This is a genomic window from Acinetobacter apis (genome assembly GCF_900197575.1).
Taxonomy (GTDB): domain Bacteria; phylum Pseudomonadota; class Gammaproteobacteria; order Pseudomonadales; family Moraxellaceae; genus Acinetobacter; species Acinetobacter apis.
Window position 1 is genome coordinate 289,092 of the sequence record NZ_FZLN01000002.1, and the last position, 14,158, is coordinate 303,249.

Here is a 14,158-nt window from a genome sequence, read left to right on the forward strand (position 1 = left end):
ACAAAGAAATTCGGAGCAATTCGCATGATTTCAAAGCACCTTCAACACTTATTAGAACATAAAGATATTAGTTTTGAGAAACCACAAAACCCAGACGACTATATTGAAGTCAATGATGCATCTACACAAGAAAGCTTAGGATGGGTAAAAAAGCACGAAAAGGCATCAGTTTTAGAAGTTATTGACCGTTCTGAAAAAGCACAAGCGTCTTGGAAAAATAAAACTGCCCTAGAACGTGCTGATGTTTTATTGGCTTGGTATAAACTGATCCTAGAAAACAAAAAAGACCTTGCTGAAATCCTAACTGCTGAACAAGGGAAACCTGTTGTTGAAGCACAAGGTGAAATTGAATATGCAGCATCATTCTTACGTTGGTTTGCTGAACAAGCGCGCCGTATTGATGGTGACATCATTCCAACAACGCAAAAAGACCAGCGTTTCTTGGTGTTAAAGCAGCCAATTGGTGTAACTGCAGCAATTACGCCATGGAATTTTCCAGCAGCTATGATTACACGTAAAGCAGGCCCTGCAATTGCTGCAGGCTGTTCAATGATTGTAAAACCTGCTGAATTAACGCCACTTTCAGCATATGCGCTTGAAGTATTGGCACGTCGCGCAGGGTTACCTGATGACTTGCTGATTAACATCAGTGGCGCATCATCTGATGTTGGTAAAGTATTGTGTGAAAGCGATACTATTCGTAAGCTGACATTTACAGGTTCAACTGAAATTGGTCGTATCTTAATGCAACAATCAGCACCAACGATTAAAAAATTATCGTTAGAGCTAGGTGGTAATGCACCTGTGATCGTTTTTGATGATGCTGATGTCGACCAAGCAGTTGCAGGAATTATTTCAAGTAAATTCCGTAACAGTGGCCAAACATGTGTATGTCCAAACCGCATTTATGTTCAAGAAGGCGTATATGACGAAGTAAGCAAAAAGCTTGTTGAAGCTGTGTCTAAATTGAAAGTAGGTGATGGTCGTGAAGCAGGCGTAACACAAGGTCCGCTAATCGAGCAAGCAGCTGTAGATAAAGTACTTGAGCATATCAATGATGCAACTAGCAAAGGCGCGAAAGTTGCTGTTGGTGGTAAATCATCAGACAAAGGTAGTGTGTTCTTTGAAGCAACAGTACTGACACATGTAACGCAAGACATGCAAATTGCTAAAGAAGAAACATTTGGCCCAATCGCAGCTTTATTCTCATTTAAAGAAGAAAGCCAAGCTATTGAATATGCCAACGACACAATCTATGGTCTAGCTGCTTATATCTTCACCCAAAGTGTAGGTCGCCAATGGCGTGTTGGTGAAGCATTAGAGTATGGTATGGTCGGTGTGAACACAGGCTCAATCTCAAATGAAGTTGGTCCATTCGGTGGGATTAAGCAATCAGGTCTTGGCCGTGAAGGTTCACAGATCGGTATTGATGACTATTTAGAAACTAAATTCTTAATTGTTGACGTGTCTAAATAATTTAGACTCATCAAAAAAATCGGCTTTCAATGAAAGCCGATTTTTTTTATTTCGTTACAGTCGCCGCTAACTTGAAGCGATGCCCGCATTTTTGACACTGACAATCTAAAAAAATATTACGGTCAATCATTGACCCTGCCCGCTTCCCAAAACGCTTTCCAAAAATTCCGCCGGTTACCCCAACACTAATTGCACCAACAAATGTTCCAATGGTTGCACCTGTAATGATCCCTAACGGCCCCGCTAAAGTACCAATAGCAGCGCCTGTAGATGCGCCTGCGGCTGCCCCACCTACAGCACCAGCTGCAACGCCTGCAGAGCCTAACACTACGCCACCCATGGTATTTAATATTTGATCATGATTACGTGATTTAATCACAGAAGATTGACATTGAGGACAATTCATTTTTCCAACCCAATTGGATGATGTATTCCTCAAATAGTAATAGATTTTAATGATAAGTCTTGTAGCAAAAAATGCCATGTAATGATGTTTATTGCAACATATCTTAAAATTTAGAAGAAAATTTAGACAACCCCTTGAAAAAACAAATGAAAAAATGATTTTTTTACCTTTATTTTTGTTTTTCATTCACTAGACATTAATAATTTTTATTGGAAAAATATATTAAAAGATAACAAATTTTATTTTAAATATTAAAAAAAACTTATTTTAAAAAAGAACACATATTCACTTTAAAATAAATTTATTAAAATAAAATAGTTATTAATTTATTTCCTCATACTATTAAATAAAATACTCCAATCATTTAATACTACTATTTAACAATAATAACATTCATTTAAATTTTTATTATTAAAGATGTAAAAATACAAAACATAAATTCATTTATTTTTATAGATATCACAAAATAAAAAAAGGGAGAATTCTCCCTTTTTTTATTTGATTATGCGTTATGCAGTTTCGTCCATTTTATTCCAAAATGCATTCCATAGATCGCAATAATCAAATGCAATTTGACTGATTTCTTCAAAATCATAAAAATGTAAAGCCTGTGTTAATAGCAACCATAAATCTTGCTCATGAAGATCATCAGCAGCTTCTGTTGTGCCATCATCTGTTGTACCGTGGACATTGTAATAGCCTCTATTTACAGCGATATCCAAGTTAGCAACTGATTCTCTTAATGGTGGAGAGAAGGTAATTACTTGCTGTTCTGCAATTGCGAGTGCTAAAACCACTTTAATATAATCAGAGTAAGTACTTTCTAAAAAGTTTCTTAAGTTGATTGCCTCTTTAGAAAATACAAATGTATCTTGTGTTTCTTTAGAAATGCTTAAGTCATCTAAAACTTTTTTAAATAAACAAAAATGTGAATTTAATGGTGTGTCTTTATAACTATTATGGTCTGAAGATAAACCAAACTCATCATTAATATTAAATGCAATTAAAAAACGAGGATACATTTTAACAGAAGAGAATATTTTATTATCTAACTGCTTTGCTTGGAATTGAGACATTAATAATGCATCAGTAAATATTTCAACAATACTGTGCTGATATTCTAAATGAATACTTTGTATTTTATTTAGAGAAAATGATTTATTTTTAAGACGTGTTATAATATTATGCTCAAACAATGGGTGCTTTAACACTTGTTCTTTGAGCAAATCTAACTTTCTTTGATTCTCGTCCCAGTTTTCTTTTGGAATAGATTGCTTTAACAAGTCTATTGTCGTTTGTCTTGCAGTTTGGTTTTGTGTTGCATTACACATGTGAGCCCCCTTAAGTGATATTTTTTACAGACTAGTCTGTATACCAGTATAATAGTAGAATTATCAAGAGATTTGTAGATGTCAAAAAAGCAAAAAGATATTCTTTATAAAGCAATTGAGCTTTTTAATGAATTCGGCTATTCAAGTGTGGGAATAGATCGCATTATTGCCGAGTCCAAAGTAGCCAAGATGACATTTTATAAGTACTTTCCATCAAAAGATTTTTTGATTACCGAATGTTTAAAAGAGCGTGATCAACTCATTCGAGAAAGCATTTTATTGTCATTAGAACCTATTTCTAAAGAGAATGGTTTTGAACGTTTAAAAGGAATTTTCGATTGGTTTAATCATTGGTTTAACCAAGATAACTTCCATGGCTGCATGTTCATCAAAGCACTTGATGAACTACCTTATAACACCAACTCGCGAAATATTTCTATTTTACACAAAGAATGGACCGTGAGTTTGTTGCAAGAGGTTTTACAATCTATGGGCTTAGAAAACCATCAACAATTGGCTTTTCAAATGCGAATGCTCCTAGATGGTGCAATTATTCATGAAAAAATGTTTAAAGATCAAAGAGCAATCTCTGCTGTCTGGGCATTGGTTCTCCAAATGATTAAAGCATAGTACCCTGTTACAAAAAAAATTAAAATGTACAGACCTGTACGTATATATGTTGTACAATCGTAAGTAACCCACAGTAGATAGGTTAGTGCAGGTCGCTTATGATTTATCAATCTGAAGATCTTTTTTTACACGATGAAGCGTGGAAAGATGATGTTGTCACTCGTTTTAGAAATCCTATGGTACGCCAGAAACTATGTGATGAGTGTCTAGGGGACAGCTTAAAACAAACACACTTTTTTTATAGCTTTTGCCATCAAGAGCATTTCCAAAATCAACATCATCTGCTTACACCACTGCTTATTTACACCAACATTGAGCATCAGCTACAACAAGATGTGATTGAGCAGCCATTCATCATTTTTTTTGATCAACAGCTTAACGACTCAGGTCAAAAATGTACTGAACAATTGGTTTGGGATGCGCTAAGCTATGTACATCAGTCTGATCCATGTACATGGCCAGCATATTTATCAAAACACCCCATGAACCCACATCATTATTATTTTTATTTTAATGGAGTTGCTTTATCTATTCAGCTGGTAAATTGCGCTGACATCATACAACAACCCAATAACCAGCTCATTTTAATTATTCAAAAAACATCAATTCAGCAATATAATCAAAACCAAATAATGAAAAAAGTTAGTTAGTATGTATAGGTGATAGGTACAGCCATGTACCTATCACATGTCATTGATTAATTAAGATTTCATGACTCTGTATACGCACAACACCTAATGCTTTCATTTCTTGCCATGCAATCTCAAGTGAACCATTTAAGTCGATCGCTGCTGTCGCATCTTCTATAACATAGGTGTTAAAACCAAGTTTTGCAGCATCTTTTGCTGTCCATGCCACACAAAAATCTGTTGCAACACCTACAACATAAACGGTGTCTATTCCTCTTTCTTTTAAATAACCATTTAAACCAGTTGGCGTTTGATGATCTGCCTCCAAAAATGCTGAATAACTGTCTATATAACGATGGCAGCCTTTACGAATAATCAGTTGTACTGCGGGAATATCGATATTTAATGCAGGATGAAATGCCGCATCTTCTGACCCTTGTACACAATGACGTGGCCAAAGAATTTGTGGACCATAATCGAGTGTTATCAAATCATAAGGTTGTTTATTTTCATGGTTATCTGCAAATGAAATATGATCACTTGGATGCCAATCTTGGGTCAAAACGACATGATTAAACTGTTTTGTTAACGTATTAATTAAGGGAATAACTTGATCTGCCTGTTCAACAGCCAATTGCCCACCTGGCATAAAGCCATTTTGAATATCAACCACAATCAATGCTGTATTCTTCATCTCATCTCCGCTGTGATTTGCTTTAATCGTTCATTCATTTGGTATTGAACAAACAAAATAAAGTGTATTGTCATGCCTATTTAGTCATACTTTAAACTGAATAACGAGTAAAGGGAGTTGAAAAAAAGTGTATAAGGTTTTATAAACGTAATGAAATAAAGTTGTTCTTCTTTCAGTGATCAGTCATAATTTGCATATACTTTATGCAGTGATTTGAATCTTTCATTGAATTTTTTAAATTTCGAATAAACGACCATCTCATATTGATGAGAGATGGCACAACAGGATTGTTTTTAAAATGACTCAGCTCGTTCAGCACATTCAAGGCTCTATTGTCGCACTCGTCACTCCAATGCTTGAAGATGGCAAGGTAGACTGGAAGGGTCTAGAGAAGCTCGTTGAATGGCATATCGAACAGGGTACCAACGCAATTGTTGCTGTAGGAACAACTGGTGAGTCATCAACGTTAACCATGGATGAACATTCGCAAGTCGTGAAAGAAGTTGTTCGTGTTGCAAATAAACGTATTCCAGTGATTGCAGGAACAGGCGCCAACTCAACACATGAAGCTGTTAAGCTAACTCAAGAAGCATATGAGTTCGGTGCAGATGCCGTATTGTCTGTCGTGCCTTATTACAATAAGCCAAGCCAAGAAGGCTTATATCAACATTTTAAAGCGGTTGCAGAATCTGCTGATATTCCCGTTATTTTATACAATGTTCCAAGCCGTACTATCACTGACCTGCACAATGACACAGTCATGCGTCTTGCTGGCATAAAAAACATTATTGGTATTAAAGATGCCACAGGTGATTTGGAACGTGGCCGAGAGCTGATTGAACGCTTGAATGGCCAAATGGTGGTTTATTCAGGCGATGATGAAACAGCCACTGAACTCATGCTCATGGGCGGAAAAGGCAGTATTTCAGTAACAGCGAATGTTACCCCGAAAAAAGTTAGTGTGCTTTGCCAAGAAGCCATTGCAAATCATGCTGAGCAAGCTCGCCTTCTTGACCGCGAAATTGCAAAATTAAACATTATTTTGTTTTGTGAAGCCAATCCAGTTCCTGTCAAATGGGCGCTTTATGAAATGGGAATGATTGAAAAAGGCATTCGTTTGCCGCTGACGCCATTGGCGGAACAGCATCGTTTACCTTTACGTGAAACTCTCCAAGATATCGGTATTATTTAAGAGCACAATTTTATGCAACTACGTTTAAGTATAGCCATAGCTACGCTTGCAGTCTTCACCATTTCAGGTTGTAGTACGATCAGTACAAAGCTTGCAGTGAATAATGGTTCTTTAGACTATAAAAAAGCAACCACAGTTGAATCTCTTAAATATCCTGAGGGTATTACGGCACGTCCAGCGACTCCGCTCTACCCTGCTCCAATTATTGATCCATTGGCATTAAAAAATGCGCCTGATTTTGAAAATCAAAAAGGCAACCGTTTTGCTATGCCAAGACCTGGTGAAGTGGTAAAAAACCGCTCTAATTCACGTCAAGAAACCTATGTACGTCCAGCAGTATTGTTTGATGCAAAACAAAACCCTTTGCTGAAAGTCACGGGTAAATCTGATACCATTTGGCAGTATACACTTGCAACACTAAGCAGCTTTAACTATAACGTGGTTGAGCAAAGTAATACACGCTATGAAGCGACCATCAAAGTCGATGACAAGCTTTATGTGTTAAAGCTTTCCGTCGCAGGTAAAAACTGTACTTTGGTACTATTCAACCCCGACAATAGTTATGCTGATCCTGCTGCTGCAACCGTGCTATTACAGCAAATTGCTCAAAATTGGCCAGCTTAAACTTAGGCATTAATTATCCAAACAGGTTCATCCCATGTTAAAACAAACCCTGCTCTATACTGGTAAAGCCAAATCTGTTTATGAAACAGATCATCCAGATCATTTAATTTTAGTTTTTCGCGATGATGCTTCGGCATTTAATGGTGAAAAAGTTGCACAGTTAGATCGTAAGGGTAAAGTTAACAACCTGTTTAATGCCTTCATTATGGAAAAGTTGGCTGAAGCTGGCATTGAAACACATTTTGAAAAGCTATTAAATCCAAGCGAAGTTTTGGTTAAACGTTTAGATATGATTCCTGTTGAATGTGTAATTCGTAACTATGCAGCAGGTTCTTTGTGCCGCCGCTTAGGTATTGAAGAAGGCAAACAACTAACTCCACCAACATTTGAACTATTTTATAAAGATGATGGTTTAGGTGATCCAATGGTGAATGAATCACAGTCAATTGCACTTGGTTGGGCCACAGCAGAACAACTTGAGCAAATGAAAAAATTAACTTATCAAGTGAACGATGTATTAACAGCGTTATTCGATCAAGGCGACATGCTATTGGTTGACTTTAAACTTGAATTTGGTGTGTTCCATGGCCGTATTGTGCTTGGTGATGAGTTTTCACCAGATGGCTGCCGTCTTTGGGATAAAAACACCAAAAAGAAATTAGACAAAGATCGTTTCCGTCAAGGGCTTGGTGATGTGGTTGAAGCGTATGAAGAAGTTGCACAGCGCTTAGGTATATCACTTGATTCAATCTAATTCCTACAAATACAAAAGCTGAGCCTAAATGGCTCAGCTTTTTTTATGTTACATTGAATAAAATCTATTCAGTTGATCATTATGAATATCACACATCGCTTGGGTTTATTTTTATTACTTGGCATCAGTCTATTTGCACATGCTGATCAAAGCACGCTTCGCCCCCCAACAATGATTGCTTTATGGCCTCATCTTAAAGCACCAACCATAACACCATCGCAACTTCATCAGAATTTAACCGCTAAAGACCTCCATACCCCATTTATGGCCGAATATTTGCCAAAGCAATCGAACCACATAGCTGTTTTAGTGATTAGCGGAGGTGGTTATGCACATGAAATATTGAATAAAGAAGGCACACCTGCCTCACTTTGGATGCAAAAACAAGGTTTTACGGTATATGAGCTTATTTATCGGCTGCCTAAAAAAGACCATTTAAAAGAGTCAAGAACCTTTCCTTTTGCAGACGGACAACGTGCTTTACGCATCATCAAATCAAAACAACAGCAATTAGGTCTTCGAAGTATTGGCGTGATGGGCTTTTCGGCAGGTGGACATTTGGCAGGTATGCTTACCACACAACCAACTTATCTTTTTTATAATCCACAAGATCCGATCGATCAACTTTCTGCTCGACCAGATTTTGCAGTGTTGTTATATCCTGTGATTAGCATGCAACAACCATTAAATATCACTCATGCCTATAAAAGCTTATTTGGCCAGTCGACAGATGGCGCGTTATTACAACAATATTCTGTCAATGCACAAGTCACATTAAATACAGCACCTGTCTTTTTAGCCCATGCCTTAGATGACAAAATATCACCTATTGAAAATAGCTTACTACTGCATCAAGCCCTTGATGCCAAGCAAGTCAAAAATGAATTGGTGGTCTTCAAGCAAGGTGGCCATGGCTTTGGTCTAGGCAAAGCCAATACTGAAACCACCACATGGCCAAATCAATTTCTCACTTGGCTAAAGAAAAATCAATTTTAACTCAGACGGAGATGCCATACATTTAATGGCATCTCGGTCTATTATTCAGGTGTTTCATGATTTTGTTGCCAACGGCGTTGTTGTAACCGTTCACCTTCAACTTCACGTTTGTTTCTGGCTGATTCATACAGTTTTGTACCCAAAAGCTCAGGTGGTAAATAATCTTGTTTGACAAAGTTTTCAGCATAGTCATGTGGATATAAATAACTGACGCCATAGCCTTGGTTTTTCATAAGTTGTGTAGGTGCATTTCTTAAATGCAATGGTACAGGCAAATTGGCTGTTTTTTCTGCCAAAGCCATGGCACGATTAATTGCCAAATACGTGCTGTTGCTTTTTGCACTTGTGGCTAAATAGACAGCACATTGCCCCAAAATAATACGTGCTTCAGGCATACCAATCACTTGCACAGAACGCAAGCAAGCTTCTGCCAATAATAAAGCATTGGGATTTGAATTACCGATATCTTCTGAAGCTGCAATGAGCATACGGCGTGAGATAAAAATTGGATCCTCACCACCTTTTAACATACGAGCCATCCAATAAAGCGCCGCATCTGGGTCACTCCCGCGAATAGATTTAATAAATGCTGACACCAAGTCATAATGTTGCTCGCCTGATTTGTCATAGCGTGCAATATTTTGCTGGGCAACTTTAACCACTAGCGCATTGGTAATATGGTTTTTTTCTTCACTTTGATCTTCAAATGTACTTGCCACCAAGTCCAATAAATTTAATGCTTTTCTTGCATCCCCTGCTGCAAATTGAATGAGTGCTTCATATTCATTAATAAAAATATTTTTTTCTTTTAAAATTTGATCTGTCTGAATCGCATGCGTTAATAACTGAGTAATCGAATTTTCATCAAGGCTATTTAAGGTATACACTTGGCAACGTGATAAAAGTGCACTGTTCACTTCAAATGAAGGGTTTTCTGTAGTTGCACCAATTAAGGTGATTTTGCCTTTTTCTACAGCCCCCAATAAAGCATCTTGCTGTGATTTATTAAAACGGTGAATTTCATCAATAAAAACGACTGGAGTCAATAAATCACCACTATCGGCAATAATTTCACGTAACTCTTTGACCCCAGTATTTAAAGCAGACAAACTTAAAAATGGACGGTCAACAGCTTGAGCAAGTAACAATGCCACAGTGGTTTTGCCCACGCCAGGTGGACCCCAAAAAATAATAGAAGGCAAATGCCCTTGATCAATCATGAGTTTTAATGGTGCATCGTCACCCAATAAATGACTTTGTCCAATAATTTCTGATAAATCACGCGGTCGTAACCGTTCAGGTAAAGGAATGCTTTGGCGGTCTGTCATTTTGAATCGTCAATATCAACTGTAAATTCATTATAAGGGTCTAAACCACATCCTCATACTGTCTCAACAAAATTTATACTCAGTGAATATTTAGGCGTAAATCAATGATGTCATCTGAACTATCAGGGGCATGAAGTGACTGAATGATTTTACAATTTTGCACCGTTTCATCGTGATCACATAACTGCTTTAAATGCTCTAACTGCTGTTTAAACCTTAGCAATTGATCAATAGTTTGATTCACATGATTAAGATGATTTGCAATCAATTCATTCACTGGCGCACAACCATCTGTTGGATGTTTTAATTGCTCATGCAATGCTTGTATTTCTTTTAATGACATACCAAGTTCTCGGCAATGCCTTATAAATATTAATTGCGACAAACTATTTTCACCATAATAACGATAATTATTGTCTGCACGCTGTGCAGGATCAATCAACGCTTTTTTCTCATAAAAACGAATTGTATCTGCACTTAGCTTTGCTTTTTTTGCCAATTCACCAATCGTATATTTCATGATTTTTGCTTGACCTTGGAGTTGCTCTAAGCTTTTAAATGAGTGTAAATCGATTCAAAGGAAGATTCAAATGGCTAAATGTTGTCATCATGAAGCACCTAAAACAGGCTTTTCACAGCGATTTCGTATGGCGCTTTGGATTGCACTGATTCTAAATGCTTCACTATTTTTAATTGAAGTTATTGGTGGTATGCAGTCTGGTTCTTCAGCACTTTGGGCCGATGCACTTGATTTTGCAGGTGATTCTTTTAATTATATTTTATCATTAATTGCACTTGGCATGAGCTTATATTGGCGTGCAACAGCAGCCTTGGTCAAAGGTATTATGATGCTGAGCTTTGCTGCTGCTATTGTAATTAAAGTGATTTGGTCATATAGCAATGGACAACCGCCTGAAGTAATGACCATGGGCATTATTGGTGGATTGGCTTTAGCTGCTAATATTGTCAGTGCGCTTGTGCTATATGCCTTTAAAGAAGGCGACTCCAATATGCGTTCAGTTTGGTTATGTAGTCGTAACGATGCTATTGGTAATGTCGCTGTGTTAGGTGCTGCACTTGGTGTATTTGGCACACAAAGCGTGCTCCCTGACTTAATTGTTGCTGCAATTATGGCTGGTTTAGGATGGTCAGGTGGTGTACAAATTATTAAAGGGGCACTTGCTGAGCGACAACAAGCAAAACATCACTCACATGCACATTCTTAACAATTACGCTGGGTCTCATCTGACCCAGCGAATTACATATTCATCAATGCGTTCATCATCAATATCAAGCTCTGAAATACACCGACCTGCCACAGATTTTTTTGCGGTAATTACATTTTGGCGTGAACCTGTATTTAAATAATGCCATGCAGGCAACGACTTGCCTTCATACATACGGCGATAAGCACAAGTCTGAGGTAACCAATATGCAATGGTTGAAATTTTCTCGACAGTCAGTTCAATACATTCAGGTACATATTGTTTACGATTCGTATAATCCGAACAGTGCCCTGTACTACAGTCTAATAAATGACATGCCACTTTGGTATATGCCACGTCATGGGTATCATCATCTTCAAGTTTAATCAAACAACACTGCCCACAGCCATCACATAAAGCTTCCCACTCAGGTTGGGTCAACTCATTTAATGAATAATGTTGCCAAAAATTTAAACGTAATGACATCTTTAACAACTCAAGCAATATTCATAACAGCATCATAACATACTCTGATTTTGATCGAAAAATTGCCAATAGATGATTGATCATTTTTCTTTTCACCTTGTTATTTATCACACATATTTCACACAAAAATTCGCTTAATTTACACTTTATCACTGCTAAAATAAGAGCCAATCACAAGAATAAAATATAAGGAAATCATTATGTTTCGTTGGGTAATTATTTTTGCTGTCATTGCCTTGATTGCAAGTTTACTTGGTTTAGGTGGTATTGCTGGATTATCCAAAGAATTTGCGGTAATTTTATTTGTTGTTGCACTCGTTCTTGCGGCAATCGGACTTTATACGCGAGGTCGCTAACAGTGCATCAGCGTCATCCTGTAAACATGCACTAAAATGGTTTCCTCCAACACTTCAAATAACACCAAGATTTTAATAAAAGGTTTCTTATGAGCACAATAATCACACGTGAAATTGAATATACTGCAAATGATGGCAAACAACTCATTGGATTTTTTGCGGCACCCAGCACCAAACATCCTGTGGCAGGTATTTTAGTTGGACCAGAATGGTGGGGTCGTAATGAATATGTTGTACAGCGTGCTAAAGAATTGGCTGAACAAGGCTATGCCACTTTAGCCATTGATATGTATGGTGACAAACAAACCACTGAAAATGCAACTGAAGCATATGATTTAATGATGGAAACTTTTGCAGAACCAAATACATTACTTAACCGTGCTAATGCGGCCTTGGCAACACTTGCTGCACAACCTGAGGTTGATCCTGAACGCCTAGCTGCTGTAGGTTTTTGTTTTGGGGGTAAAATTGCATTGGAGCTTGCACGTGCAGGTGCACCCATTCATGTGGCAGCATCTTTTCATGGGACATTACAAACCAACAATCCAGCCAAAGCCGGTGTAGTTAAAGCTGATGTCTTGGTCTGCCATGGTGCAGATGACAGCATGGTGAGCCTAGATGATGTTGAGCAAATTCGTAAAGAGCTTGAAGATGCACAGGTCAGCCATGAAATTTTGGTTTTAGAACATGCAAAACACGGCTTTACCAATCCAAAATCAGACGAACGTGCTAAAAATGCAGGTGTTGACTTAGCCTATAATGCCGAAGCAGAACACAAAAGCTTTGCAGCATTAGATGCCCTTTTAAAGAAACGCTTGGCTTAATTTATATTTGCGTTTTACCATCTTTATATCGATATGATGTAAAGGTGGTGCTGCCCTTTAATCATTCAAATAATCATACCGCTCTTTACAACAACATTCCTATTTTGAATTATACTTTGCATCTCTTCACGCTTTGAGTTGCTATGCCTTCATTCTCTTTTTCAGATGCACTTTTAACTTGGTTTGATCAACATGGTCGACATGATTTGCCATGGCAAGTCAAAGATAACCCATACCATGTATGGGTATCTGAAATTATGTTACAGCAAACCCAAGTCAAAACTGTGCTGAAATACTTTGATCGTTTTATAACACGCTTCCCGACGGTCGCAGCATTGGGTCAGGCATCATGGGATGATGTTGCTCCTTATTGGGCAGGACTTGGATATTATGCGCGGGCTAGAAATCTACATAAAGCTGCTGTACAAATACATGCACAGAATGATCAATTTCCTGAAACTTTAGACGGATGGATGCGTTTATCAGGCATTGGACGTTCAACTGCAGGGGCAATGATGTCTTTAGGTTTACGTCAATATGGCGTCATTATGGATGGTAATGTCAAACGTGTTTTGTCACGATTTTTAGCCATTGATGATGATTTAAGTCAAACAGCACATGAACGGCACATGTGGCAAATTGCTGAATCATTTTGCCCAACAAAACGTAATGCAGATTACACCCAAGCCATTATGGATTTAGGTGCGACAATCTGTACACCTAAAAAACCATTGTGTCTTTACTGTCCAATGCAAACCCATTGCAAAGCCTATTTACAAGGTATAGAACATTTAATCCCATTCAAAAAAAGTAAAAAACCAACGCCTATACGCACAGGTCATGTTGTGATATTTCAAAATGCTACAGGCCAGTGGCTTTGGCAACAACGCCCATCACTTGGCTTATGGGGTGGCTTATGGTGCTTGCCAATTTTTGAACATGAAGATGATTTACATACCACTTGTCCAAACCTTCCCTTCACTTTGCCAACCAGTGAATTTGAAATTCAACATAGCTTTACGCATTTCACATGGCTTTTAAAAGTTCATTGTATTAGTGTAGATGATACTTTGCTTGAGCATTTACAAGCACAAGACCAACTGTTATGGCAATGGCTATCTACACAAGATGCCATCAATAAAGGTATTCCAACCGCCATGCAAAAACTGATTAAACATACACCATCTTCAAAAATATGAAAATAAATTCAACGCAAATACGTACTGT

17 protein-coding genes are annotated in these 14,158 nt (G+C 37.6%); 11 read left to right on the plus strand and 6 right to left on the minus strand.

The genetic code is table 11. From position 1 onward, the window contains the following. The first annotated feature begins 24 nt into the window (after positions 1-24). On the plus strand, positions 25-1,476 hold the full coding sequence (locus CFY84_RS07890; protein WP_088823670.1) for an NAD-dependent succinate-semialdehyde dehydrogenase: 1,452 nt from the start codon (positions 25-27) through the stop codon (positions 1,474-1,476). A gap of 46 nt (positions 1,477-1,522) precedes the next feature. Here CFY84_RS07890 and CFY84_RS07895 read toward each other — a convergent pair whose 3' ends face one another. Together CFY84_RS07895 and CFY84_RS07900 are read right to left on the minus strand one after the other, a co-directional pair. Then, positions 1,523-1,882, minus strand: coding sequence for a hypothetical protein (locus tag CFY84_RS07895; protein ID WP_088823671.1), 360 nt, complete (start codon positions 1,880-1,882; stop codon positions 1,523-1,525). 509 nt (positions 1,883-2,391) lie between these two features. Then, complete coding sequence (locus CFY84_RS07900; protein ID WP_088823672.1) at positions 2,392-3,213, minus strand: hypothetical protein; 822 nt, start codon at positions 3,211-3,213, stop codon at positions 2,392-2,394. 78 nt (positions 3,214-3,291) lie between these two features. On the opposite strand from CFY84_RS07900, the gene CFY84_RS07905 reads away from it, so the two are divergent. Both CFY84_RS07905 and CFY84_RS07910 read left to right on the plus strand, forming a co-directional pair. Then, a complete protein-coding gene (locus CFY84_RS07905; protein WP_088823673.1) occupies positions 3,292-3,843 on the plus strand; it encodes a TetR/AcrR family transcriptional regulator in 552 nt (183 codons plus the stop codon). A 98-nt stretch (positions 3,844-3,941) separates the two neighbouring features. Next, entirely contained in the window at positions 3,942-4,493 is a 552-nt protein-coding gene (locus CFY84_RS07910) for a YqcI/YcgG family protein (RefSeq protein ID WP_088823674.1), read from the plus strand. Between the two features lie 40 nt (positions 4,494-4,533). Here the strand turns inward: CFY84_RS07910 and pncA are convergent, their stop codons facing one another. Next, positions 4,534-5,166, minus strand: a complete 633-nt coding sequence (pncA, locus tag CFY84_RS07915) for a bifunctional nicotinamidase/pyrazinamidase (RefSeq protein WP_088823675.1) — start codon at positions 5,164-5,166, stop codon at positions 4,534-4,536. A 298-nt stretch (positions 5,167-5,464) separates the two neighbouring features. Here pncA and dapA point away from each other — a divergent pair, with 298 nt between their 5' ends. The 4 genes from dapA to CFY84_RS07935 all read left to right on the plus strand — a co-directional run bounded on the left by dapA (position 5,465) and on the right by CFY84_RS07935 (position 8,732). Continuing rightward, on the plus strand, positions 5,465-6,358 hold the full coding sequence (gene dapA, locus CFY84_RS07920; protein WP_088823676.1) for a 4-hydroxy-tetrahydrodipicolinate synthase: 894 nt from the start codon (positions 5,465-5,467) through the stop codon (positions 6,356-6,358). A gap of 12 nt (positions 6,359-6,370) precedes the next feature. After that, positions 6,371-6,982 (plus strand): lipoprotein-34 precursor (NlpB), encoded by a 612-nt coding sequence (locus CFY84_RS07925; RefSeq protein ID WP_088823677.1) that lies wholly within the window; start codon positions 6,371-6,373, stop codon positions 6,980-6,982. Between the two features lie 34 nt (positions 6,983-7,016). Next, on the plus strand, positions 7,017-7,736 hold the full coding sequence (gene purC / locus CFY84_RS07930; protein WP_088823678.1) for a phosphoribosylaminoimidazolesuccinocarboxamide synthase: 720 nt from the start codon (positions 7,017-7,019) through the stop codon (positions 7,734-7,736). A gap of 81 nt (positions 7,737-7,817) precedes the next feature. Then, positions 7,818-8,732 (plus strand): alpha/beta hydrolase, encoded by a 915-nt coding sequence (locus CFY84_RS07935; RefSeq protein ID WP_088823679.1) that lies wholly within the window; start codon positions 7,818-7,820, stop codon positions 8,730-8,732. A 41-nt stretch (positions 8,733-8,773) separates the two neighbouring features. Here CFY84_RS07935 and CFY84_RS07940 read toward each other — a convergent pair whose 3' ends face one another. Next, the gene (locus CFY84_RS07940; RefSeq protein WP_088823680.1) at positions 8,774-10,060 is read right to left on the minus strand and encodes a replication-associated recombination protein A; all 1,287 of its coding nucleotides are present in this window, start codon (positions 10,058-10,060) and stop codon (positions 8,774-8,776) included. A 79-nt stretch (positions 10,061-10,139) separates the two neighbouring features. Beyond that, the gene (locus CFY84_RS07945) at positions 10,140-10,580 is read right to left on the minus strand and encodes a MerR family transcriptional regulator (RefSeq protein WP_088823681.1); all 441 of its coding nucleotides are present in this window, start codon (positions 10,578-10,580) and stop codon (positions 10,140-10,142) included. Between the two features lie 70 nt (positions 10,581-10,650). On the opposite strand from CFY84_RS07945, the gene CFY84_RS07950 reads away from it, so the two are divergent. Continuing rightward, a complete protein-coding gene (locus CFY84_RS07950) occupies positions 10,651-11,286 on the plus strand; it encodes a cation transporter (protein ID WP_088823682.1) in 636 nt (211 codons plus the stop codon). 15 nt (positions 11,287-11,301) lie between these two features. Here CFY84_RS07950 and CFY84_RS07955 read toward each other — a convergent pair whose 3' ends face one another. After that, entirely contained in the window at positions 11,302-11,751 is a 450-nt protein-coding gene (locus tag CFY84_RS07955) for a YcgN family cysteine cluster protein (protein ID WP_088823683.1), read from the minus strand. 200 nt (positions 11,752-11,951) lie between these two features. Between CFY84_RS07955 and CFY84_RS07960 the strand changes: the two genes are divergently transcribed. The 3 genes from CFY84_RS07960 to mutY all read left to right on the plus strand — a co-directional run bounded on the left by CFY84_RS07960 (position 11,952) and on the right by mutY (position 14,130). Next, a complete protein-coding gene (locus CFY84_RS07960) occupies positions 11,952-12,107 on the plus strand; it encodes a DUF1328 family protein (RefSeq protein ID WP_088823684.1) in 156 nt (51 codons plus the stop codon). Positions 12,108-12,196: 89 nt separating this feature from the next. After that, the gene (locus CFY84_RS07965) at positions 12,197-12,931 is read left to right on the plus strand and encodes a dienelactone hydrolase family protein (protein WP_088823685.1); all 735 of its coding nucleotides are present in this window, start codon (positions 12,197-12,199) and stop codon (positions 12,929-12,931) included. A gap of 143 nt (positions 12,932-13,074) precedes the next feature. Next, the gene (gene mutY, locus CFY84_RS07970; protein WP_088823686.1) at positions 13,075-14,130 is read left to right on the plus strand and encodes an A/G-specific adenine glycosylase; all 1,056 of its coding nucleotides are present in this window, start codon (positions 13,075-13,077) and stop codon (positions 14,128-14,130) included. Positions 14,131-14,158: the final 28 nt, after the last annotated feature.